Source organism: Streptomyces bugieae (assembly GCF_036352915.1).
Lineage (GTDB): Bacteria > Actinomycetota > Actinomycetes > Streptomycetales > Streptomycetaceae > Streptomyces > Streptomyces endophytica.
In genome coordinates, this window is record NZ_JAZBJP010000047.1 from 1 (window position 1) to 21,866 (window position 21,866).

Annotated in this window: 19 protein-coding genes; 11 read left to right on the top strand and 8 right to left on the bottom strand. The window is 72.7% G+C overall.

Annotated features, from left to right (window positions below; translation table 11 throughout):
- Positions 1 to 275: 275 nt before the first annotated feature.
- The 5 genes from V2J85_RS36820 to V2J85_RS36840 all read right to left on the bottom strand — a co-directional run bounded on the left by V2J85_RS36820 (position 276) and on the right by V2J85_RS36840 (position 4,663).
- The gene (locus V2J85_RS36820) at positions 276 to 1,598 is read right to left on the bottom strand and encodes a type III PLP-dependent enzyme domain-containing protein (protein ID WP_330824022.1); all 1,323 of its coding nucleotides are present in this window, start codon (positions 1,596 to 1,598) and stop codon (positions 276 to 278) included.
- Positions 1,599 to 1,794: 196 nt separating this feature from the next.
- Positions 1,795 to 2,760, bottom strand: a complete 966-nt coding sequence (locus V2J85_RS36825) for an ABC transporter permease (RefSeq protein WP_330824023.1) — start codon at positions 2,758 to 2,760, stop codon at positions 1,795 to 1,797.
- Positions 2,761 to 2,799: 39 nt separating this feature from the next.
- Positions 2,800 to 3,765, bottom strand: coding sequence for an ABC transporter ATP-binding protein (locus V2J85_RS36830; protein WP_261951080.1), 966 nt, complete (start codon positions 3,763 to 3,765; stop codon positions 2,800 to 2,802).
- Positions 3,762 to 4,145 (bottom strand): transcriptional regulator, encoded by a 384-nt coding sequence (locus tag V2J85_RS36835; RefSeq protein WP_261951081.1) that lies wholly within the window; start codon positions 4,143 to 4,145, stop codon positions 3,762 to 3,764. The genes V2J85_RS36830 and V2J85_RS36835 overlap by 4 nt, the downstream gene beginning before the upstream one ends.
- On the bottom strand, positions 4,142 to 4,663 hold the full coding sequence (locus V2J85_RS36840) for a hypothetical protein (protein WP_261951082.1): 522 nt from the start codon (positions 4,661 to 4,663) through the stop codon (positions 4,142 to 4,144). Before V2J85_RS36840 ends, V2J85_RS36835 begins: the two co-directional genes overlap by 4 nt.
- Before the next feature lie 228 nt (positions 4,664 to 4,891).
- On the opposite strand from V2J85_RS36840, the gene hutU reads away from it, so the two are divergent.
- Genes hutU through hutI form a run of 4 tightly spaced genes read left to right on the top strand, consistent with a single transcriptional unit; the run spans position 4,892 to position 10,339 of the window.
- Positions 4,892 to 6,556, top strand: coding sequence for a urocanate hydratase (gene hutU, locus V2J85_RS36845; RefSeq protein ID WP_261951083.1), 1,665 nt, complete (start codon positions 4,892 to 4,894; stop codon positions 6,554 to 6,556).
- Between the two features lie 17 nt (positions 6,557 to 6,573).
- Positions 6,574 to 7,791: an allantoate amidohydrolase gene (locus tag V2J85_RS36850; protein WP_261957099.1), complete on the top strand. Its 1,218-nt coding sequence runs from the start codon at positions 6,574 to 6,576 to the stop codon at positions 7,789 to 7,791.
- Positions 7,782 to 9,140, top strand: coding sequence for a formimidoylglutamate deiminase (locus V2J85_RS36855; RefSeq protein ID WP_261951084.1), 1,359 nt, complete (start codon positions 7,782 to 7,784; stop codon positions 9,138 to 9,140). Before V2J85_RS36850 ends, V2J85_RS36855 begins: the two co-directional genes overlap by 10 nt.
- A gap of 17 nt (positions 9,141 to 9,157) precedes the next feature.
- Entirely contained in the window at positions 9,158 to 10,339 is a 1,182-nt protein-coding gene (gene hutI / locus V2J85_RS36860) for an imidazolonepropionase (RefSeq protein WP_330824024.1), read from the top strand.
- A 120-nt stretch (positions 10,340 to 10,459) separates the two neighbouring features.
- Here hutI and V2J85_RS36865 read toward each other — a convergent pair whose 3' ends face one another.
- Positions 10,460 to 11,398, bottom strand: a complete 939-nt coding sequence (locus tag V2J85_RS36865; RefSeq protein WP_410011316.1) for an RNA polymerase sigma factor SigF — start codon at positions 11,396 to 11,398, stop codon at positions 10,460 to 10,462.
- A gap of 262 nt (positions 11,399 to 11,660) precedes the next feature.
- Between V2J85_RS36865 and V2J85_RS36870 the strand changes: the two genes are divergently transcribed.
- The 5 genes from V2J85_RS36870 (at position 11,661) to V2J85_RS36890 (ending at position 17,218) form a co-directional block, all read left to right on the top strand.
- A complete protein-coding gene (locus tag V2J85_RS36870) occupies positions 11,661 to 12,029 on the top strand; it encodes an STAS domain-containing protein (protein ID WP_030416081.1) in 369 nt (122 codons plus the stop codon).
- 173 nt (positions 12,030 to 12,202) lie between these two features.
- Complete coding sequence (locus V2J85_RS36875) at positions 12,203 to 12,706, top strand: ATP-binding protein (protein WP_030416080.1); 504 nt, start codon at positions 12,203 to 12,205, stop codon at positions 12,704 to 12,706.
- A 232-nt stretch (positions 12,707 to 12,938) separates the two neighbouring features.
- Positions 12,939 to 13,655, top strand: coding sequence for an LPXTG cell wall anchor domain-containing protein (locus V2J85_RS36880; RefSeq protein WP_261951087.1), 717 nt, complete (start codon positions 12,939 to 12,941; stop codon positions 13,653 to 13,655).
- A gap of 1,038 nt (positions 13,656 to 14,693) precedes the next feature.
- Positions 14,694 to 15,749 carry a hypothetical protein gene (locus V2J85_RS36885; protein WP_410011317.1) on the top strand — a complete coding sequence of 352 codons (1,056 nt, stop codon included), beginning with the start codon at positions 14,694 to 14,696 and terminating at the stop codon, positions 15,747 to 15,749.
- Positions 15,749 to 17,218 (top strand): hypothetical protein, encoded by a 1,470-nt coding sequence (locus tag V2J85_RS36890; protein WP_330824025.1) that lies wholly within the window; start codon positions 15,749 to 15,751, stop codon positions 17,216 to 17,218. The genes V2J85_RS36885 and V2J85_RS36890 overlap by 1 nt, the downstream gene beginning before the upstream one ends.
- Before the next feature lie 81 nt (positions 17,219 to 17,299).
- Here the strand turns inward: V2J85_RS36890 and V2J85_RS36895 are convergent, their stop codons facing one another.
- Entirely contained in the window at positions 17,300 to 18,805 is a 1,506-nt protein-coding gene (locus V2J85_RS36895) for a peptide MFS transporter (protein ID WP_261951089.1), read from the bottom strand.
- A 508-nt stretch (positions 18,806 to 19,313) separates the two neighbouring features.
- Here V2J85_RS36895 and V2J85_RS36900 point away from each other — a divergent pair.
- Together V2J85_RS36900 and V2J85_RS36905 are read left to right on the top strand one after the other, a co-directional pair.
- The gene (locus V2J85_RS36900; protein WP_030416075.1) at positions 19,314 to 19,994 is read left to right on the top strand and encodes a response regulator transcription factor; all 681 of its coding nucleotides are present in this window, start codon (positions 19,314 to 19,316) and stop codon (positions 19,992 to 19,994) included.
- A 6-nt stretch (positions 19,995 to 20,000) separates the two neighbouring features.
- The gene (locus V2J85_RS36905; protein ID WP_261951090.1) at positions 20,001 to 21,248 is read left to right on the top strand and encodes an ATP-binding protein; all 1,248 of its coding nucleotides are present in this window, start codon (positions 20,001 to 20,003) and stop codon (positions 21,246 to 21,248) included.
- A gap of 33 nt (positions 21,249 to 21,281) precedes the next feature.
- Here the strand turns inward: V2J85_RS36905 and V2J85_RS36910 are convergent, their stop codons facing one another.
- Positions 21,282 to 21,812: a GtrA family protein gene (locus V2J85_RS36910; protein ID WP_261951091.1), complete on the bottom strand. Its 531-nt coding sequence runs from the start codon at positions 21,810 to 21,812 to the stop codon at positions 21,282 to 21,284.
- Positions 21,813 to 21,866 lie beyond the last annotated feature (54 nt).

The window sequence follows — 21,866 nt, forward strand, 5'->3', positions numbered from 1 at the left end:
ACAACGCACGCCCCCACCGGCCTCTTACCTCCCACTCACGGGAGGGGGTGGACCGGAGGACGAAGTCTGGAGGGCCGGCACCGCACCCGACAACACCACGCCCGCCGCCAGGCGCAACGGCGAGACGAACCGCGACGCCGCAGACAGGTACGTGGGAGGCGCCGCAAAGCGCGCAACGGCGAACAAGCCCCGCGGCGGGACAGACGGCTACGTGCGGGGCGCCGCGAAGCGCGCAACGGCGAGACGACCCGCGACGCCGCAGACAGGTACGTGGGCTACAAAGCGCGGAGCGACTCCGCGTGCGCGGCGCCGCTTTCCGTGGTGAGGTCCGACAGGCTCTGCGGGGTGCGGATGACCGCGAAGCGGACGCCGTCGGGGGATGCGGCGTAGCCGTAGACGCCGGGGCGGGGGAGCGAGTTGTACGCGAAGTGCGTGGAGAAGTAGTACGCGCCGGTGTCCAGCAGGGCGATGTGGTCGCCGGACTGCAGGAGGGGGAGCGGGCGGTTCTCCGCGACCAGGTCGCCGGCGAAGCAGCATGGGCCGGCGACGTCCTGGGCGACCGGCGGCCCCGCCTTGGGGCGCCCCTCGGCGTCGTAGGCCGCGACCCGGAGCGGCCACGCCTCGGGGACGAAGACCGTACGGGTGGCGACCTGGGCGCCGGCATGGGTGACCGCGATCGGGCGGCCGCCCGCCGACTTCGCGTACTCGACGCGGGCGAGGACCGTGCCGTGCTTGGCCAGCAGGGAGCGGCCGAACTCGGTGATCAGGCCGTACCGCCCGGCGAGCAGCCCGGGGACGGCCGAGCGGAGCAGCGCGGCGTACTCGCGGTAGGTGGGGGTGGTGACGTCGGAGGAGAAGTTGACCGGGAGGCCGCCGCCGATGTCCAGGGTGTCGATCTGCTGCCGGCCGGCCCGTTCGTTGATCTCCTCGGCGAGGTCGAACAGGGCGCGTACCCCGGCGCCCATCAGCTCCAGCGGCATGCCCTGCGAACCGACGTGGGCGTGCAGTCGGGTCAGCCACGGGCGGTCGAGGCAGGCGCGGACGACCCAGTCGCGGGCGCCCTCGTCACGTAGCGCGATACCGAACTTCGAGGTGTCGGTGGCGGTGCTCATCGCCCCGATGCGGCCGCCGCCGATCTGCGGATTGACCCGCAGGCCGACGGGCGCGGTGCTCGGCACGGAGGTCCTCAGGCGGTCGATCCGGGCCAGTTCCTCGCGGTTGTCGGCGTTGACCGCGATCCCGAGGGCCAGCGCCTCCCGCAGCTCGGCGGGGGTCTTGGCCGGTGAGTCCAGGACCGTGCGGTCGGCGGGCACGCCGGCGGCCCGGGCCAGTGCCAGCTCGCCGGGGCTGGCCACCTCGCAGCCGAGCCCCTCCTGCGCCAGCAGCCGCAGCACGGGCACCAGCGAGGCCGCCTTCACCGCGAAGGCGTGCAGCACCGGGGTGCCGGGAGCGGCGAACTCCTCGAAGGCGGCGTGGAGTTCGGCCGCCGATCGCCGGACGCCGGTGATGTCGAGCAGCCCCGCCACCGGTTCCTCGGGCCCCACCAGTCCCTGCGCAACGGCTGCCTGTACGGCACGGTCTCGGTCCGTGTACGTCATGGGGCCACTCCATCATCGTCCGGGGGCCCCGCGCCATCGCTTACCGGGCGGGGCGGCCGTGGGGGACGAAAGGACGGCGAAGGGGCGGGGGAGGGGCGGGGAAGGAGTGGCGAAAGATCGGCTAAGGGGCCCGGCCGGCGCTGTCCCGGGGGTGGACGGGCGCCGGCCGGGCCCGGGGCGGACCGGGCGAGCCCGGTCAGGCTGCGGGGGCCGCTCCGAGGTTGGCCTTGCGGTGGCGTTCGCCGAGGCGGGAGCCGGACTCGCGGCGGGCGGCACGGCGCAGCAGGGGTATGGCGAGCAGGAAGCCGGCCACGGCCCAGGCGGCCAGGACCAGGGCGACCGTCGGCAGCTCCCAGGAGCCGGCCGGTTCCGCGGCCCGGGCGGCGTCCGGGAGCAGCGCCGAGCGCACGCCCTGGGCCATCCACTTCAGCGGGAAGACGGAGGCGATCTTCTGGACGACCGCGGGCAGCGAGGTGAGCGGGAACATCGCGCCGGACGTCACCAGCAGGCCCATGGCCGGCAGCATGATCAGCGCCAGCGCCTCGCGCGGATTGGGCAGGACGGCGCCGACGGCGGCACCGAGCGGCACCACGGCCAGCAGCCCCAGCGCGCTGACCCACAGCAGCGTCAGCCAGTTGTCGACGCCGTGCGGCAGCGGTCCGTTCGCCAGCAGCGCGCCGGCGCCCAGCAGGACGACCAGGGTGGCCAGCGCCATCGCGACGACCAGCACCGACTTGGCGATGAGGTAGGCCGGTATGCCGCCCGGGGTGGTCCGCAGGCGCAGCAGGGCGCCCTCCTCCCGCTCGGTCACCAGGATCTGCGGGAGGTTCACCAGTCCGATCTGGAAGAGCAGATAGGCGGCGAAACCGGAGAGGGCCAGATGCGACATCGGGACATGCGTCCCCGGTACGTCGTCGTCCATGTAACCCGCGACCACCAGCGCGACCACGACGTTGATGAGGTGGCCGCTCAGCTCCTTGGGGTTGCGGAGCAGATGCCGTATCTCGATCCCGCCGCGCTGCCAGCCGGCCCGCCAGTAGCGCCGGCGGGAACCGGGCCTGCTCTTGGCCGGGCCCTGCCCGCCGTCTCCAACTCCCTTGTCCGCCATGCTGGTTTCCCCGTTCGCGTTCGTCGCTGCCGTCACTGTGTCGACCGCTGTCATGTCCGTCCCCCTTGGTCTGTGGTGCTCCGCGCCCGGCCCTCAGGCGGCGCGGGTCTCGCTGCCGACGCCGTCGTCGAAGGCGTCCGTCACCGGTCCCGCCGCGGTCCCCGCCACCTCGTCCTGGTGCACCATCCGCAGGTAGGTGTCCTCCAGCGTCGGGCGGCGCACCTCCAGGTCGGCGACCGGGCCGCCGATCTCGCGGTGGAGCTCCCAGACCAGCCGGGACGGGTCCGCGGTGTGCTCCCGCCGGGCCGTGCCGTCCGGGGCCGTCCAGCGGACCTCGGCATGGGCGGCGGCGCTGCGGGCCAGCTCCGCCGGGGTGCCGTGGGCCCGGATCCGGCCGTTGACCAGCATCGCTATCCGGTCGGCCAGCCGCTCGGCCTCCACCAGGTCGTGCGTGGTCAGCAGGACCGTGACGCCCTCGTCGCGGGCCAGCCGCTCGATCAGGTCGTGGAAGTCGCGGCGGGCTTCCGGGTCGAAGCCGGTGGTCGGCTCGTCCAGGAAGACGAGCTCGGGGCGGCCGACCAGGGCGAGCGCGACGTCCAGGCGGCGGCGCTGCCCGCCGGAGAGCTGGTCCACCTGCTTGCCGGACTGCCCGGTGAGGCCGACCAGGGCCAGCAGTTCGGCGGGGTCGCGCGGTGCCTCGTGGTACGTGGCGAAGTGTGTCAGCAACTCGGCCACCCGCCAGCGGCGGTGGTCCCGCCAGGACTGCAGCACCAGGCCGATCCGGCCGCGCCAGGCGTCGCCGCCGCGCGCCGGGTCCGTGCCCAGCACCCGGACCGTCCCGGCGGAACGCTGCCGGAAGCCCTCCAGGATCTCGACGGTGGTGCTCTTGCCGGCGCCGTTGGGACCGAGCAGCGCGAAGACCTCGCCGCGCCGGACGTCCAGGTCGACGCCGTGCAGCACATCGGTGCTGCCGTAGGACATCCGCAGGCCGCTCACCTGGATGACCGGCGGTGCGGCGTCGGCGGTCGGGGGCACGGGCGCGCCCTCGGTGGTCGTCATCGGTGTGCCTCCGCGTGGTGTTGCTGGGTGGTCGGGTCCGAGGTCTGTCCCGGATCGGGTGGTGGGGTCGCGGGGGCGGCCGTGGGGCCGGCGCCCTCGACGATCGCCCGGAGCGCGGCCACATGCCCCTCGAAGGCGGTGCGGCCACGGCTCGTCAGCCGTACCTTGGTGCGGCGTTTGCGTCCGCCGCCCTCCTTGTGGATCTCCAGGTACCCGGCCTCCTCCAGGGTGTGCAGCTGCTTGGACAGCGCGGAGTCGCTGAGCGAGAGGCTGTCCCGGATGAAGGAGAAGTCGGCCCATTCCGTCGCGGCGAGCAGGGCGACGACCGACAGTCGGGTGGAGGGATGGATCAGTTCGTCGAAGCCCGATGGAGTGCTCATCGGCCCGCCTCCTCGGGGACGGTTCTCAGGGTGGGGTCGCTCAGGCCCCGGCCGCGCAGCGGGCTGACCGCCCAGCGGTTGGCCGGGCCGACGAAGAGCACGAAGGCGCCGGCGGAGAGCGTGGCCTGGATCAGGCTGCCGTAGGGCAGCGCCAGCCAGTCGGTCAGGCGCCCGGTGAGGATGATCATGCCGCCGCTGAGGGCCCCGCCCGCGAAGAAGGTGACGACGCTGCGCCAGCCGTACCGCGACCGGTGCAGCCGCATCCGGCTCCGGCGGCTGTAGACCACGGCCAGGGCGGCCAGGGCGCCCACATAGACGGCGAGGAGCGCGAAGCCGCCCCACTTCGGGAGGTCGAGCCCCCAGCTGGCGAGGAAGAGCCACATGAGGCCCGCCGTCACGTAGGTGCCCCGCTGGTCGCTCTGCGCGCAGCGCTCGACCTCGTCGTACACCCGCTCCTGTGGCACCCGGATGCGCTGGAGATCCTGCCAGGCCCGCTCGGCATCAACCGGTGTGGTCATGTCCTTCGCCTCCCCGTTGGCGTTTCAGACGGGCGGGGTCCGCGCCGGCGATCCACGCAGACAACCCACCTCAACTTTCCTACTGGGAAAGCTAACACCGACTTTCCGGCCGGGCAAGTCGAACGGCCGGGGTGTGGAAAACCTTCACCACGTCCTGTTGACTAGCGCTATTCACCGCCTCCAAGATGTGAATAGCTCAATCCATTCGATGTCAGGGAGGCACGGCCCATGTCGGGACCGCGACCCGTGCGGGCACCGCGCGGTACGGAGCTGAGTGCTCGGGGATGGCAGCAGGAAGCCGCGCTGCGCATGCTGCAGAACAACCTCGATCCGGAGGTGGCCGAACACCCGGACCAGCTCGTCGTCTACGGCGGCACCGGCAAGGCCGCCCGTGACTGGCGCTCCTTCGACGCGATGGTGCGCACCCTCACCACGCTCAAGCAGGACGAGACGATGCTCGTCCAGTCCGGCAAGCCGGTCGGCGTGATGCAGACGCACGAGTGGGCGCCGCGGGTGCTCATCGCCAACTCCAACCTCGTCGGCGACTGGGCCAACTGGGAGGAGTTCCGCCGCCTGGAGGCCCTCGGCCTGACCATGTACGGCCAGATGACCGCCGGTTCGTGGATCTACATCGGCACCCAGGGCATCCTCCAGGGCACCTACGAGACGTTCGCCGCCGTCGCGGCGAAGAAGTTCGGCGGCACCCTCGCCGGGACGATCACCCTCACCGCCGGCCTCGGCGGCATGGGCGGCGCCCAGCCGCTCGCCGTCACCATGAACGACGGCGTCGCCATCTGCATCGACTGCGACCCGCGCGCCATCGAGCGCCGGATCGAGCACCGCTACCTCGACGTCAAGGCCGACAACCTGCAGCACGCCATGCAGCTCGCCGTCGAGGCCCGCGACGCCCGCAAGCCGCTCTCCATCGGCCTGCTCGGCAACGCCGCCGACCTGCTCCCGCAGATGCTCGCCGAGGGCGCCCCGATCGACATCGTGACGGACCAGACCTCCGCCCACGACCCGCTGGCCTACCTGCCGACCGGCGTCGACTTCGACGACATGGCCGCCTACGCCGCCAAGGACCCGGCGGGCTTCACCACCCGCGCCCGCGAGTCGATGGCCCGGCACGTCGAGGCCATGGTCGGCTTCATGGACGCCGGCGCCGAGGTCTTCGACTACGGCAACTCCATCCGCGGCGAGGCCCAACTCGCCGGCTACGAGCGGGCCTTCGCCTTCCCCGGCTTCGTCCCCGCCTACATCCGGCCGCTGTTCGCCGAGGGCAAGGGGCCGTTCCGCTGGGCCGCGCTGTCCGGTGACGCCCAGGACATCGCCGCCACCGACAAGGCGATCCTCGACCTCTTCCCGGAGAACGAGTCGCTCGCCCGGTGGATCAAGATGGCCGGCGAGCGGGTCCACTTCCAGGGCCTGCCCGCCCGGATCTGCTGGCTCGGCTACGGCGAACGCGACAAGGCCGGCGAGCGGTTCAACGAGATGGTCGCCGACGGCACCCTGCGCGCCCCGCTGGCCATCGGCCGCGACCACCTCGACTGCGGCTCCGTCGCCTCCCCCTACCGCGAGACCGAGGCCATGAAGGACGGCTCGGACGCGATCGCCGACTGGCCGCTGCTCAACGCCATGGTCAACGTCGCCTCCGGCGCCTCCTGGGTCTCGCTCCACCACGGCGGCGGCGTCGGCATGGGCCGCTCGATCCACGCCGGACAGGTCACCGTCGCCGACGGCACCCCGCTGGCCGGCGAGAAGATCCGCCGGGTCCTCACCAACGACCCCGGCATGGGCGTCATCCGCCACGTCGACGCCGGCTACGAGCGCGCCGACGAGGTGGCCGCCGAGCGCGGCGTCCGCATCCCGATGCGCGAGGGCGAGGGCGCGTGACCGCCTCGTTCCACGAGATGTGGCAGGAGTTGCGGCCGCTCGGCCGCAACTCCGCCACCGGGGGATACCGCCGCTACGCCTGGACCGCCGCGGACGCCGACTGCCGCGCGTGGTTCCGGGCGCAGGCCGAGGCCCGCGGCCTCGCCTACGAACTCGACCGCAACGGCAACCAATGGGCCTGGCTCGGCGCCACCGGCCACCAGGACGTGGCCCCCGGCGAGGCCGTCGTCACCGGCTCCCACCTGGACTCCGTGCCGGACGGCGGCGCCTTCGACGGCCCCCTCGGCGTCGTCTCCTCCTTCGCCGCGCTCGACGAACTCCGCCGCCGGGGCGCCGACCCCGCGAAGCCGCTGGCGATCGTCAACTTCGGCGACGAGGAAGGCGCCCGCTTCGGCCTGGCCTGCGTCGGCTCCCGGCTCACCGCCGGCGCCCTGACCCCCGAGGCCGCGCACGAGCTGCGCGACGCCGACGGCATCTCGCTGCCGCAGGCCATGGAGCGCGCCGGATACGACCCCGACGCCATCGGCCCGGACCCCGAACGGCTCGCCGCGATCGGCGCGTTCGTCGAGCTCCACGTCGAGCAGGGCCGCGCCCTCGACCTGTCCGGCGACCCGGTCGGCGTCGCCTCCGCCATCTGGCCGCACGGCCGCTGGCGGTTCGACTTCCACGGCGAGGCCAACCACGCCGGCACCACGCGCCTGGAGGACCGGCGCGACCCGATGCTCAGCTACGCCGCGACCGTCCTCGCCGCCCGGGAACAGGCCCGGCTGGCCGGCGCCCTGGCCACCTTCGGGAAGATCAGCGTGGAGCCGAACGGCGTCAACGCCATCCCCTCGCTCGTCCGCGGCTGGCTGGACTCCCGCGCCCCCGACCAGGACACCCTGGACACCGTGATCCACGGCATCGAGCAGGCCGCCGCCGAACGCGCCGCACGCGACGGGGTCGACCTGACCGTCGTCCGCGAATCCTTCACCCCGGTCGTGGAGTTCGAGCACGCCCTGCGGGACGAGCTGAGCGCCCTCCTGGGCAAGGCGGCGGAGCGCCCGGTACCCGTCCTCGGCACCGGCGCGGGCCATGACGCCGGTATTTTGTCCGGAACCGTCCCCACCGCCATGCTGTTCGTGCGCAACCCGACCGGCGTGTCCCACTCGCCCGCCGAAGCGGCGGAGGAGGACGACTGCGCCGCCGGGGTCCTCGCACTCGCCGACGTACTGGAGGGGCTGGCGTGCCGCTGACCACGCAGGCAACACCGACGACGTACTGGCTCGAACACGCCTGGCTCGGCAGCCACGTCGAGCCGGGCGTGACCCTGCAGACCGCGGACGGCCGGATCACGGCCGTCCGCACCGGGGACGCCACCCCGCCGCCCGGCGCCACCGTCCTGCGCGGCCTGACGCTGCCCGGCCTGGCCAACGCCCACAGCCACGCCTTCCACCGCGCGCTGCGCGGCACCGTCCAGGTCGGCAGCGGCACCTTCTGGACCTGGCGCGAGATCATGTACGCCGTCGCCGACCGGCTCACCCCGGACAGCTACTACGCCCTCGCCCGCGCCGTCTACGCCGAGATGGCGCTGGCCGGCATCACCTGCGTCGGCGAATTCCACTACCTCCACCACGCGCCCGGCGGCACCCGCTACGACGACCCCAACGCGATGGGCGGGGCGCTGATCGCGGCCGCCGCGGACGCCGGCATCCGCATCACCCTGCTCGACACCGCCTACCTCTCGTCCGGCTTCGGCGCCCCGCCCGACCGGCACCAGCTGCGCTTCTCCGACGGCACCGCGGACCGCTGGGCGCAGCGCGCCGACGCGCTCAAGGAGGACCGCGAGCACGTCCGCGTCGGCGCCGCCATCCACTCCGTACGCGCCGTGCCCGCCGGGCAGCTCGGCACCGTCGCGGAGTGGGCCCGCGAACGGCAGGCACCCCTGCACGTCCACCTCTCCGAGCAGACCGCCGAGAACGACGCCTGCCGCGAGGCCCACGGCCGCACCCCCACCCAACTGCTCGCCGACCACGGCGCGCTGGGCCGGCGCACCACGGCCGTGCACGCCACGCACCTCACCGACCAGGACATCGCCCTGCTCGGCGGCTCCACCACCGGCGTGTGCATGTGCCCCACCACCGAGCGCGACCTCGCCGACGGCATCGGCCCGGCCGCCCGCCTCCAGGGCGCCGGCAGCCCGCTGTCCCTCGGCAGCGACAGCCACGCCGTCATCGACCTGCTCGAAGAGGCCCGCGCCATGGAGCTCGACGAGCGGCTGCGCACCCGCACCCGCGGGCACTGGACCGCCGCCGCCCTGCTGCGCGCCGCCACCGCCGACGGCCATGCCGCCCTCGGCTGGGACGACGCCGGCACCCTGGAGACCGGCGCGCTCGCCGACCTCACCACGATCGCACTGGACTCCGTACGCACCGCCGGACCACTGCCCCGGCTGGCCGCCGAAACGGCAGTATTCGCCGCCTCCGCGGCGGACGTGCGACACACCATCGTCGGCGGGCGGCAGATCGTCCGGGACGGTGTGCACACTCTTGTCCCCGACGTGCCCACAGCCCTCGCCGAATCCATCGCCGCCGTACGCGGCTGAAGGAGAACACCCCCGCGATGACGACGACCTCCGCGCCGACCACCGCCATCACCCACATCGCCCAGCTCGTCACCAACGACCCCTCCCTCGGTGAAGGCCCCCTCGGTCTGATCCAGGACGCCGCGGTCGTCATCGACGGCGACCGCATCGCCTGGGTCGGTGCCTCCAGCAAAGCACCCGCCACTGACAACGCCGTCGACGCCGCCGGCCGGGCCGGCATCCCCGGCTTCGTCGACTCCCACTCCCACCTCGTCTTCGCCGGCGACCGCACCGAGGAGTTCAACGCCCGGATGTCCGGGCGCCCTTACTCCGCCGGCGGCATCCGCACCACCGTCGCCGCCACCCGTGCCGCCACCGACGGGGAACTGGAGGCCAACCTCACCCGCCACCTCGCCGAGGCCCTCCGCCAGGGCACGACCACGTTCGAGACCAAGTCCGGCTACGGCCTGACCGTCGAGGACGAGGCCCGGGCGCTGCGCATCGCCGCCGCGCACACCGACGAGGTCACCTTCCTCGGCGCCCACATCGTCTCCCCCGACTACGCGGACGACCCGGCCGGCTACGTCGACCTGGTCACCGGCCCGATGCTGGACGCCTGCGCCCCGCACGCCCGCTGGATCGACGTCTTCTGCGAGAAGGGCGCCTTCGACGGCGACCAGGCCCGCGCGATCCTCACCGCCGGCAAGGCCCGGGGCCTCGCGCCGCGGGTGCACGCCAACCAGCTCGGCCACGGCCCCGGCGTGCAGATCGCGGTCGAGCTCGGCGCCGCCTCCGCCGACCACTGCACCCACCTCAGCCCCGCGGACATCGACGCCCTCGCCCAGTCCGAGACCGTCGCCACGCTGCTGCCCGGCGCCGAGTTCTCCACCCGCGCCGCGTGGCCCGACGCCCGTCCGCTGCTCGACGCCGGCGCCACCGTCGCGCTGTCCACCGACTGCAACCCCGGGTCGTCCTTCACCAGTTCCATGCCGTTCTGCATCGCCCTGGCCGTCCGCGACATGGGCATGACCCCCGACGAGGCGCTCTGGTCGGCCACCGCGGGCGGCGCCCGCGCGCTGCGCCGCACCGACGTCGGCCGCATCACCCCCGGCGCCCGCGCCGACCTGGCCCTCCTGGACGCGCCCAGCCATGTCCACCTCGCCTACCGCCCGGGCGTCCCGCTCGTCTCGGCGGTGTGGCACAAGGGAGTTCTGGTCTGACGCCGCCCGGCCCCGGACGGCCGACAGACGCGGAGGAGGGCCCGTCCCGGTACCCCGGGGCGGGCCCTCCTCCGCGCGGGCGGTGCCGGCCGCGCGGACCGGCAGGGGCGACCGCGGTCCTCACTCCTCGACCATCAGCCCCTTGCGGAGCCGGCCGAGCGTGCGGGAGAGCAGACGGGAGACGTGCATCTGGGAGATGCCCAGCTCCTCGCCGATCTCGGACTGCGTCATGTTCGCCACGAAGCGCAGGGACAGGATCTTCCGGTCGCGCGGCGGGAGTTCGGCGATCAGCGGCTTCAACGACTCGACGTACTCGATGCCTTCGAGTCCGTGGTCCTCGTAGCCGATCCGGTCCGCCAGCGCGCCTTCGCTGTCGTCCTCCTCGGGCTGGGCGTCCAGCGAGCTCGCGGTGTACGCGTTGCTCGCGGCCATCCCCTCGACGACCTCGTCATTGGTGATGCCGAGGCGTTCGGCGAGTTCGTGCACCGTGGGGGCGCGGTCCAGCTTCTGCGCGAGTTCGTCGCCCGCCTTGGCGAGGTCCAGACGCAGTTCCTGCAGACGCCTCGGGACGCGCACCGACCAGCTGGTGTCGCGGAAGAAGCGCTTGATCTCGCCGACGATGGTCGGCATCGCGAACGTCGGGAACTCCACCCCGCGGCTGAGTTCGAAGCGGTCTATCGCCTTGATCAGGCCGATCGTGCCGACCTGGACGATGTCCTCCATCGGCTCGCTGCGGGAGCGGAAGCGGGAGGCCGCGAACTTCACCAGGGCGAGGTTGAGCTCGACCAGGGTGTTGCGGACGTAAGCGAATTCGTGGGTGCCTTCCTCGAGCGATTCGAGCCGCTCGAAGAGGGTCTTGGACAGAGCCCTCGCGTCCACCGGACCCACCTCGTCGAACGGCGGGATCTCGGGCAGATCGTCGATCTCGGGAAAAACCGCCGGATCGGATTCGGCAGCGATCGACTGGGAAGGGATGTGCCCGGTCGGGTCGGACGGGGATGTCGACGATGCGGACTGCCGGGTGTCGTCGGTACGCAGTTCGTCGAGCCGGGGTGACATGGTCTCCTCCATCGTTCTCGGCATATGGCTGCCGATGCCTCTACGTGAAGCCTTCGGTGTGCGGCGCCTCCAAAGCCGGCCGTTGCGAATGTGTTCTTCTACGCCTACCTGTCTTTGCCGGAAGATGGCAAGTAAGCGTTGTCCGTATATTGGGCAATATGCGGATTGTTCGGCTACCGGCGCGCGTCAGGAAGGCGTAGGGTTCGACGAGCGCAGTCGCAAGCAATCCAGCCGTCTAGACAGCAAAAGGGGTGCGCTTCGCATGGACCGCGGGACGGTCGGCAGTGCAAGCCGGGGCCGGCTTCACGTCGAGATCCGCCATCACGGCGCAAGCGCTGTCGTGACGGTCACAGGTGAGCTCGATCACCACACCGCGGATCTCTTGCGGGAATCACTCGAAGGCTGTGTGGACGACGGTTACGCACGCCTGGTGGTCGACTGCTCACAGCTCGAATTCATGGACTCCACCGGCCTCAACGTACTGCTCGGCGCGCGCCTGAAGGCGGAGGCCGAGGGGGGCGGGGTCCATCTGGCCGGGATGCAACCGGTGGTCGCCCGGGTATTCGAGATCACCGGCGCTGAGGCAGTCTTCACGGTGCACGATTCCGTCGACGCGGCCCTGGCCGAGTGACCTGACGACGGTGTCCGGAACGATCTGTTCCGGGCGCGTAGTCCGTGTCACAACTTCCGTACCCAAGAAGTGGGTGTTCTCACGGTCCGGTCGGGCAGGAGACATCTGAATCCGTTGCAAGCAGTCCGCTATCTGTTCTCCGTGAATAGGCGAATCGGTGAGGTGAAGCGCTGATGAGCACCACCCGGCCGTACCCGCCGGGCGATCTCGGCCCGGAGCCGGGCGGCGCCGGTGCTTCCGCCGCCGTTCCGTCCGCCGCCATGCCGGCGGGCCAGATCCGCCGGCTGCGCCTGGCGGGCACCCGGGGCGCCGTGGCACGTGGCCGTGATTTCGCCCGGCAGGCCCTGCACGACTGGGGCTGGCTGCCGGCCGCCAACGCCGACCAGCGGGCCGCCGCCGAGGACGTGCTGCTCGTCGTCTCGGAGCTGGTCACCAACGCCTGCCTGCACGCCGAGGGGCCCGAGGAGCTGCGGCTGCGCTGCACCTCCAAGATGCTGCGGCTGGAGGTCACCGACCTCGGCGCGGGCTCGCCGGCGCCGCGCAGCCCGCACCGCCCCGGCCGCCCCGGCGGCCACGGCATGTTCATCGTGCAGCGGCTCTGCCTGGACTGGGGCGTGGTGCGCAACCCCGACGGCACGGGCAAGACCGTCTGGGCGGAGCTCGCCGCACCGGCCTGACCGAGGCCACGGCAGAAGAGGAGCGCGGGTCCGCGGGCCCGCGCTTTTGCCGTTCCCGGGCCCGTGTTCACCACCGCCGGGCGGCCGGATGTGCCCGCCGGTGCGGCCCCGGACCGATCGGGGCTGTGCTGTGCCTTCCCTCGGCAAGGTCCCCGGCGTACCTTGAGCGGCCAATCTGATGTGCCGTCAGTAACAGTCGGCGGTGCGCCCACCGGGAGAAGGGGAACGGACAGTGGCCCGCTTCTACGCACAGCACGGCCGGCGACCGCGCCGGGCGGCCGGCCTCGCCGCCGCCGTGGCGATGACGGCGGGGTCCGCGGTGCTGCTCACCGCGCCGGCCGCCCACGCCGAGGTCGTCGACGTCAACTACCAGTGCAAGACGCCGATCGGGAACAAGGGCGCGGTCTCGCCGATCGACATCAAGAGCACCCCCAGCGGTGGCGCGTACAAACTCGTGATGTCCTTCCAAAAGGGGGTGTCCTCCAGCCCCGTCGAGCTGGGCAAGGGCGCCATGAAGCCGAGTGCGCTGATCAAGCTGGGCGGCGCGGAGAGCGGTACGGTCCCGGTCGCCGGGCCGCCCAACGACCGGGCGATTCCGGCCAACACCCCCATCAAGATCAGTGACTTGAGCGGGACGTACACCCCCAAGGCGAGCGGCAAGGTCACCTTCACCGCCGCCACCCTCACCATCAAGGCGCTCGGCACCACGACCACCTGCACCCCCAGCAACAACCCCAAGCCCTCGCTCACCCTCGACGTGAAGGGCTCCGGCGGCAGCGGCGGTGCGGCCACCGGCGGCTCCGGCGGCACGGGCGGCTCCTCCGGCGGACAACTGCCGCAGACCGGACCGGCCGACTCCGCGGTGGCGCTGGGCACCTTGGGCGGCACGGTGCTGCTGGCCGGCGCGGCCGGGGTGCTCTGGCTGACCCGCCGTCACCAGCGCGTCTGAACCGCATCCGGACCGCAGCCTCCGCACCACGTGCAGCCTGTGCACCACGAGTACCAGGAGCCGCCGATGCCGTTCCGTCCTCGCCCCGCGGTCAGCGGTGCGGTCCTCGCGGCCGCAGCGGTACTGCTGTGCCCCGCCGCGGCCCAGGCCCGCCCCGCCGCGCCGGCCGGGCCGGGCTGGTCCGCCGCGCCCGCCCCCGGTCGCGGCGCCGCACCGAGCGCGCAGGACCGCCCGTACTTCTACCTGGAGGGGGCGCCGGGCACGGTGCTGGCGGACCGGCTGTCCCTCGGCAACCCCACCCGCCGGGCCGTCACCGTGCGGCTGCGCGGCACCGGCGGCGGGACGGGCGGCGGCGCCGGTTCCTGGCTGCGGTTCGCCGCGGGGCGGGTCACGGTCCCGCCGCGGACCCGGGCGAGCGTCCCGTTCACGGTGACCGTGCCGCGCGACGCCGCCTTGGGCGACCACCCCGGCACGATCACGGCGACCGGCGGACCGGCGCGGCACGGCGGGCCCGCGGTCCGGCGCACCGTACCGGTCCACCTGCGGGTGGCCGGCCCGGCGCTGTCCGCGCTGACCGCCGAGGACGTGTCGGTGCGGCGGCGGGGGAGCGCGGCGGTCATCCACTACACGCTGGTCAACCGCGGCAACACGGTGCTCACGCCGCGGCTGGCGGTGCGCGCCGACGGCCTCCTCGGGCCGGTGCTGCGGCGCGCCGCACACACCCTGCCGCTCACCCTGGAGCCCGGTCAGCGGGCCCGTCTGACGGCGGACTGGCCCGATCCGCCGGCCCTGGACGCGGTGGACCTCCGGCTCACGGTGACGGCGGGCGGCGGTGCGCACGACGCGGCCACGGCCTCGTACACCGCCGTCCCGTGGGGCGTCGCGGCCGGGGCGGCGCTGGTCCCGGTGGCGGGCGCGGCCGGTCTGCTGTCCGTACGGCGGCGCCGCCGGCGCCGGCGCGGGGACGAGGGGGACGAGCGGCGGGACGGGGGAGGCGGCAGCGGCGGCGGGAACGAGCGGCCCGCGCCGCCGGCCGCCCTGCCCGCGGCCGTCGCCACGGCCCTCGCCGCCGCCCTCGTCCTGGCCCCGTCGGCGGCCGGCAGCGCCCGCGCCGCGTCCCCGGCCGGTACCGCGTCCCTGTCCGGTACCGCCCGCGCCGCGTCGCCGGCCGAGGCGCCCGGGGGCCGTCCCACCGTCCAGCTCTCCCGGAAGGAGGCCGGAAAGGGCGGCACGCTGACCGTGAGCGGGCGCGGCTGGCGGCCCAAGGCCCTGCTCACCCTGCTGATCTGCGGACAGAACATGATCGGCGGGACCAATTCCTGCGCCAACGGGGACGGCCGGGCGGTCACCACCGACGCGCACGGCACCTTCCGCAAGCGCCTGCCGGTCGCCGAACCGCCCAAGCCCTGCCCCTGTGTGGTGCACGTGGCGACGGTGACCGGGGCGGCGGCCGCCGCGGACGCCGCGTTCAAGGTGGCGGGCCACCCGGTGGCGCCGCTGCCGAGGGAGCGCACCGGTGGCCGGCTGGCGGTGCTGTCCCCGCCGCGGCTGGCCGGCAGCAGCGGGCTGCTCACCTGGTTCGGCGCCCCGCCGCAGCGTGAACTGACCGTCACGGTCGGCAATCTCGGCTCCGCGCCGGCCCGGAACCCGGTCTTCCAGGTCGGCACCTCGCACGGCGTCTTCGCCCCGCAGTGGGAGGAGCAGCAGTGGCGGGGGACCGTACCGCCCGGCAAGAAGGTCCAGGTCAAGCTGCCGGTCGAGCTGGCGGCCGGCGCACACGGGGACTATCTGGTCTCCCTCGAGTACGGCGGCAAGGTGCTGGCCGAGCAGCCGTGGGGCGTCGGCCGGCCCTGGGGCGTGACGCTCTTCTGGGTGCTGCTGTGCGTCGTGGTCCCGACCGCCGTGTTCCGTATCGGCATGGCGGTCGTGGACCGGGTACGCCCGCGCCGCACGGCAGGTCACGCCCGCCCCCGCATCCGCACCCGTCGTACCACGTCGGCCGGCGACCGTGCCGCGCTGCCGTGGTTCACCCCGGACACCGCACCGTCCACCACCACATCAACCGAACGACCGACGTCGAAAGGTTCTGCGTGATGAGGCAACGGAGGAGAGCCGCGGTGGCCTCGGTGGCCGCGCTGGCGCTCGCGGGAGCGGGCATCATGGCCGCGGCCGGTGCCGCCGAGGCAGCGGAGGTCTCGTACCGGACGGAGTGTCTGCCGCCGCCGATATCGGGGCTGCCGCCGATCGAGGGCACCACGAAGGTGGACGTCAGCGCGCCCGCGACGGCCAAGGTCGGGGACGAGATCGAGGTGGTCTGGAAGACCGTCGAGGGCGCGTCCAAGAACCCGGACATCCTCGATCTGGGGAAGGACACCGTCCAGCCGACCGGCACGATCAAGGTGGCCGGGGCGCAGACCGGGGACCTGCCGATGCAGGGGCCGCGGCAGAACCCGCCGATCCCCAAGGGCAGCCCGATGAAGCTGTCCGACATGACGGGCAAGCTCAAGCTGACCAAGCCCGGTGAGGTCACGCTGACCCCCGGCTTCTACAACATCAACGTCAACCGGCCGATCTCCACGGACACCAAGTGCTCGCCCAAGGAGGAGGTGAAGCCCGCGGTGACGATCAAGGTCACCGACGGCGGGGGCTCCACCGGCGGAACGACCGGCGGCGGTACGGGTGGCACGACGGGCGGCAGTACGGGCGGGACCACCGCGGGCACCTCCGGGGGCAGCGCCGGCGGGAGCTCCGCGGGCGGCACCACCGGCGGCTCCACGGACGGCGGCGCCACCGGCGGTTCGGCCACCGGCGGTTCGGCCACCGGCGGTTCGAGCGCCGGCGGTTCGACCGGCGGCTCCGGTGGTGACCCCGACGGCACCGCGTACAAGGGCAAGGAGATCCAGGTCCCCTACGCCTGCAAGACGCCCATCGGCGACAAGAAGGCGACCTCCCCGGTACAGATCAACGCCGTGAAGAAGGGCGGCGGTTACGACCTGACGGTGCAGTTCAAGAAGTCCGTGATGAACAGCCCGGCGGACATCCCCAAGGACTCCGTCAAGCCGTCGATGGACGTCAAGGTGGGCGGCGCGGACAAGGGAACGGTCAAGGTGGAGGGCCCGGCCAACCCCGCACCCATCAAGTCGGGCGACCCGATCGAGATCCCCGATCTGAAGGGCACCTACACGCCGGGCGCCACCGGCAAGGCCACGCTGAGCCCGGGCGTGCTCACCGTCAACGCCCTGGGCACGACGACGACCTGCACCCCGGAGAAGGACCCCGGGGCCTCGCTCACCCTCGACACCGCGGCGCAGCCGGGCGGCACCTCCGGCGGCTCGTCGGGCGGGACCACGGGCGGCACCACGGCGTCCGGCGGTGGTACGGCCTCCGGCGGCAGCGCGACCGGATCGGCCGGCGGCTCGGCCGGCAGCGGGGGCGAGCTGGCCCACACCGGCGCGGGCGGACGGGGCGCGCTGACCGCGCTCGGCCTGCTCGCCGGCACGGCCGTCCTGCTGGGCGGCGCGGTGTTCACGTTCCTGCCGCGGCGCCGGGCACGGCTGCGCTGACCCGGCAGGTCCACCGCACGACGAAGGGGGCGTCGCACCGGCGGTGCGACGCCCCCTTCCGCTGTCCGGGGCCGGCAGGCGTCAGTTGACGCCGCCCATCAGCTGCTTGACGCGCTTGCGGGACATCCAGATGCCGACGCCGGCGACGACCGCGAGGGCGGCCTCGACGGCGACCGAACCCGAGGTGTTCAGGTCGACGTTCAGCTGCGGCGAGGTCAGCAGACCCGCCACGGAGTCACCGGCGGTGACCGCGAGGAACCAGACACCCATCATCTGGGAGCTGTACTTGGCGGGCGCCATCTTCGTGGTGACCGACAGGCCGACCGGCGAGAGGCAGAGCTCACCGATGGTCTGGATGAAGTAGATCGCCACCAGCCACATCGGGCTGACCTTGCCGCCGTTGGCCGCGGTGTCCAGCAGCGGGAAGAGGAAGACGGCGAACGAGATGCCGATCAGCGCGAGGCTGGACGCGAACTTGACGGCGGTGCTCGGCTCCTTGCCGCGCTTGTTCAGCCACAGCCACCCGGAGGCGACCACCGGGGCGAGCGCCATGATGAAGATCGGGTTCAGCGACTGGTACCAGGACGTCGGGAAGTGGAAGCCCAGCAGGTCGTTGGTGGTCGAGTGCTCGCCGAAGATCGACAGGGTCGAGCCGTTCTGGTCGTAGATCATCCAGAAGACGGCGGCGACCACGAAGAACCAGATGTAGCCGGAGAGCTTGGACTGCTCCAGCTCCGAGAGCTCCTTGTCGCGCTTCATGCGGAACAGCACGGCGATCGGGATGATCAGGCCGGCGATGGTGATCGGCATCAGCGCCCAGTCGGCGAAGTTACCGGTCACACCGAGCAGGGTGTAGAACACGGCCGCGACGATCAGCCAGACCAGGCCCTTGCGCAGCACGGACGCCTTCTCCTGGGGCGACGCGGGCTGCGACACGACGTCGCTCTCGGCGCTCAGGTGGCGGGTGCCGAGCAGGAACTGGGCGAGGCCCAGGGCCATGCCGACCGCGGCGAGCGTGAAGCCGAAGTGCCAGTTGACGCTCTCGCCGACGGTGCCGATGGTCAGCGGGGCCAGGAAGGCGCCGAGGTTGATGCCGATGTAGAAGAGCGTGAAGCCACCGTCACGGCGCGGGTCCTCCGGGCCGTCGTAGAGGTGGCCGACCATCGTGGAGATGTTCGCCTTCAGCAGGCCGGAGCCGAGCGCCACCAGGATGAGGCCGGCGAAGAACGTCGCCGCGGTGGGCAGGGCGAGCGTGATGTGACCGGCGATGACGACGCAGGCACCGATGGCGACCGTCTTGCGCGGCCCCCAGAAACGGTCGGCCATCCAGCCGCCCGGCATGGCGAGCAGGTAGACCATCGCCATGTACACGGAGTAGATCGCCGTGGCCGTCGTGGCCTGCATGTGCATGCCGCCGGGCGCGATCAGGTACAGCGGGAGTAGGGCCTTCATGCCGTAGAAGCTGAAGCGCTCCCACATCTCGGTCATGAAGAGCGTGGCCAGTCCGCGGGGGTGGCCGAAGAAGGTCTTGCCGCCGTTCGCAGGGGTTCCCTGCTTGGCCGCGTCCTTCGTCAGGCTGGACGCCATGATGGTTCCTTGCTGCTCGGGACGCGCGCGAAGGCCGTGACGCGCCCGGTGGGGGATGACCGGTACCGGTGCGGACATGCCCGCCCCCACGCCCGGGGGTTCGGTGCGCACGCCGTTCATCGAAGGCAGCACCGGCAGGACGGTCCGACACCGGGATCCACGCCCCCCGTGCTGCTCGCGCGGTGGACCCGGTCGACAGGTCAATCACTGTGTACCGGGGCTGGTGGTACCAGCCCCGCACACAACAGGGACCGGTGACGTCAGTTGAGCGTCACGGTCCCGTTGGTTGTGCGTTGGACGTTCGTTCACCATACGACTCGAACCGCCCCCGGTGGGGCCCGTGAGACAACGCTCACACTGAAGTGGGGAACCGCGCGCGCCCCTCCGGGCGACCGCGCGCGCCCGTCCCGCACGGGTGCGCCGCAGGCCACGCTGCAGGAACGGTCCGCCGTCGGCCATCCGTGCTGGTCCTCCCCTCGGGCCGGATACATCGGACTACCATCGGCCCATGACCCGTGTACTGCTCGCCGAGGATGACGCGTCCATCTCGGAGCCGCTCGCCCGCGCCCTGCGCCGCGAGGGTTACGAAGTCGAGGTGCGCGAGGACGGCCCGACGGCGCTCGACGCCGGTATCCAGGGCAACATCGACCTCGTCGTCCTGGACCTGGGCCTGCCCGGCATGGACGGCCTGGAGGTCGCCCGCCGGCTGCGCAACGAAGGCCATTCCTTCCCCATCCTGGTCCTGACCGCCCGCGCCGACGAGGTGGACACCGTCGTCGGCCTGGACGCCGGCGCCGACGACTACGTCACCAAGCCCTTCCGGCTCGCCGAACTCCTCGCCCGGGTACGGGCCCTGCTCCGCCGCGGCTCCACCGCCGAGCCCCAGCAGCCGCCGGCCACCCACGGCGTCCGCATCGACGTCGAATCGCACCGCGCCTGGATGGGCGAGGAGGAACTCCAGCTCACGGCGAAGGAGTTCGACCTGCTGCGGGTCCTGGTGCGGGACGCCGGCCGGGTCGTCACCCGCGACCAGCTCATGCGCGAGGTCTGGGACACCACGTGGTGGTCGTCCACGAAGACGCTGGACATGCACATCTCCTGGCTCCGCAAGAAGCTCGGGGACGATGCCGCCAACCCCCGCTACATCGCCACCGTCCGCGGTGTCGGCTTCCGCTTCGAAAAGAGCTAGGGGCCCGTGCGCCGCCGCCTGATCAACTCCACGCTCGCCGTGGTCCTCGTCGTGATCGCCGTCTTCGGCGTCTCCCTCGTCATCGTCGAGACCCGGACGATCCAGGCCGGCGCGCAGGAGAGCGTGGCGTCCGAGGCGGTCCGGCTGGTCGGGATAGTGGAGAGCCGGCTCGGCAGCGGGGAGAAGATCACCCCTGACGTCCTCTCCGAGCAGATCACCGCCAAGCGGCACGCCGAGATCAAGGTGCCCGGTAAAGCGCCGATCGAGATCGGGCACCGCCCCGCCGGCGACGTCATCCAGTCGACCGTGCGCGGCGACCGCGGCGAATCCGTCACGGTCCAGGAGTCGAGGTCCACGATCAGTGCGGAGATCGGCCGGACGCTGCTGGTCATCCTGGCCGTCGCGCTGCTGGCGATCCTCGCGGCCGTCGTGCTGGCCGTCCGCCAGGCCCGCCGGCTGACCGCGCCGCTGACCGACCTCGCCGAGACCGCCGAACGCCTCGGCTCCGGCGACCCCCGCCCGCGCCACCGCCGCTACGGCGTGCAGGAGCTGGACCGGGTCGCCGACGTGCTCGACGCCAGTGCCGAGCGGATCGCGCGGATGCTGACCGCCGAGCGGCGGCTGGCCGCGGACGCCTCGCACCAGCTGCGGACGCCGCTGACCGCGCTGTCGATGCGGCTGGAGGAGATCACCCTCACCGACGACCCGGACACCGTGAAGGAAGAGGCCACCATCGCGCTGGCCCAGGTGGAGCGGCTGACCGACGTCGTGCAGCGGCTGCTGACCAACTCCCGCGACCCGCGCAGCGGCTCCGCGGTCGCCTTCGACCTGGACGAGGTCGTCAAGCAGCAGATCGAGGAGTGGCGGCCGGCCTACCGCAGCGCGGGGCGGGCCATCGTCCGCTCCGGAAAGAAGGGCCTGCGGGCCGTCGGCACCCCGGGCGCGGTCGCCCAGGTGCTGGCCACCCTGATCGAGAACTCCCTGATGCACGGCGACGGCACGGTCGCGCTGCGTACCCGCGTCACCGGCAACCAGGCCGTCGTCGAGGTCACCGACGCCGGGCCCGGGGTGCCGCCGGACCTCGGCTCCCGGGTCTTCGAACGGACCGTCTCCGGCCGCAACTCCACGGGACTGGGCCTGGCCGTCGCACGGGACCTGGCGGAGGCGGACGGCGGGCGGCTGGAGCTGCTGCAGCAGCATCCGCCGGTCTTCGCGCTGTTCCTGGCCCGGGAGGCCGAGCCCACCGAGGAGTGACGCCCGCGGGGCGCTGCGGGCGCCGTGGACGGGCTACTTGCGGGAGGCGGGCCGCCGCACGTGCGGGGTGCGGTGCGGCGCGTCCGCGTCCTCGGCGAGGAACGACTCGGCCGTCTCTATCGCCTCGCGGGCCGGCAGCGTACGGAAGACCCAGGTGCGGTACGACCAGAAGCGGAAGAGCGTGGCGAGCCCGATGCCGAGGAACTTGAAGAAGTTGTTCTGCAGCGGGGTGTCCCAGTGGAAGCCGTACGTCGCGATGTAGAGCAGGCCGTTCTCTATCACCAGGCCGACCGCGCTGAACAACAGGAAGAGCGTCAGCTCCTTCGTGCGGCCCTGCTTGTCGCGGTCCCGGTAGGTGAAGTACCGGTAGCCGACGTAGTTGGTGCCGGTCGCCACGACCGTGGCGATGATGCTCGCCCGCACCACGGGCACCTCGGTCAGGTGGCGTACGAGGTTGAAGACCACGAAGTTGACCACGACGCCCGCGCCCCCGACGGCACCGAACTTCACCACTTCGCGGGTGAGCGCCTCCAGCCTCGACCGCAGTGCGCTCCGTTCACTCATGGTGCTCGTTCAGCTCCCCGTCGTGGGCGGTGTCCGCGGCCGTCAACCTTGGTC

Excerpts from the sequence above, each read along its gene's own strand:
- V2J85_RS36875 (WP_030416080.1), top strand. The coding sequence starts at position 12,203 with ATGAGCACCACCCGGCCGTACCCGCCGGGCGATCTCGGCCCGGAGCCG.
- V2J85_RS36890 (WP_330824025.1), top strand. The coding sequence starts at position 15,749 with ATGAGGCAACGGAGGAGAGCCGCGGTGGCCTCGGTGGCCGCGCTGGCG.
- V2J85_RS36830 (WP_261951080.1), bottom strand. The coding sequence starts at position 3,765 with ATGACGACCACCGAGGGCGCGCCCGTGCCCCCGACCGCCGACGCCGCA.
- V2J85_RS36835 (WP_261951081.1), bottom strand. The coding sequence starts at position 4,145 with ATGAGCACTCCATCGGGCTTCGACGAACTGATCCATCCCTCCACCCGA.
- V2J85_RS36900 (WP_030416075.1), top strand. The coding sequence starts at position 19,314 with ATGACCCGTGTACTGCTCGCCGAGGATGACGCGTCCATCTCGGAGCCG.
- V2J85_RS36870 (WP_030416081.1), top strand. The coding sequence starts at position 11,661 with ATGGACCGCGGGACGGTCGGCAGTGCAAGCCGGGGCCGGCTTCACGTC.
- hutI (WP_330824024.1), top strand. The coding sequence starts at position 9,158 with ATGACGACGACCTCCGCGCCGACCACCGCCATCACCCACATCGCCCAG.
- V2J85_RS36910 (WP_261951091.1), bottom strand. The coding sequence starts at position 21,812 with ATGAGTGAACGGAGCGCACTGCGGTCGAGGCTGGAGGCGCTCACCCGC.
- V2J85_RS36825 (WP_330824023.1), bottom strand. The coding sequence starts at position 2,760 with ATGACAGCGGTCGACACAGTGACGGCAGCGACGAACGCGAACGGGGAA.
- V2J85_RS36865 (WP_410011316.1), bottom strand. The coding sequence starts at position 11,398 with ATGTCACCCCGGCTCGACGAACTGCGTACCGACGACACCCGGCAGTCC.
- V2J85_RS36850 (WP_261957099.1), top strand. The coding sequence starts at position 6,574 with ATGTGGCAGGAGTTGCGGCCGCTCGGCCGCAACTCCGCCACCGGGGGA.
- V2J85_RS36840 (WP_261951082.1), bottom strand. The coding sequence starts at position 4,663 with ATGACCACACCGGTTGATGCCGAGCGGGCCTGGCAGGATCTCCAGCGC.
- hutU (WP_261951083.1), top strand. The coding sequence starts at position 4,892 with ATGTCGGGACCGCGACCCGTGCGGGCACCGCGCGGTACGGAGCTGAGT.
- V2J85_RS36895 (WP_261951089.1), bottom strand. The coding sequence starts at position 18,805 with ATGGCGTCCAGCCTGACGAAGGACGCGGCCAAGCAGGGAACCCCTGCG.
- V2J85_RS36820 (WP_330824022.1), bottom strand. The coding sequence starts at position 1,598 with ATGACGTACACGGACCGAGACCGTGCCGTACAGGCAGCCGTTGCGCAG.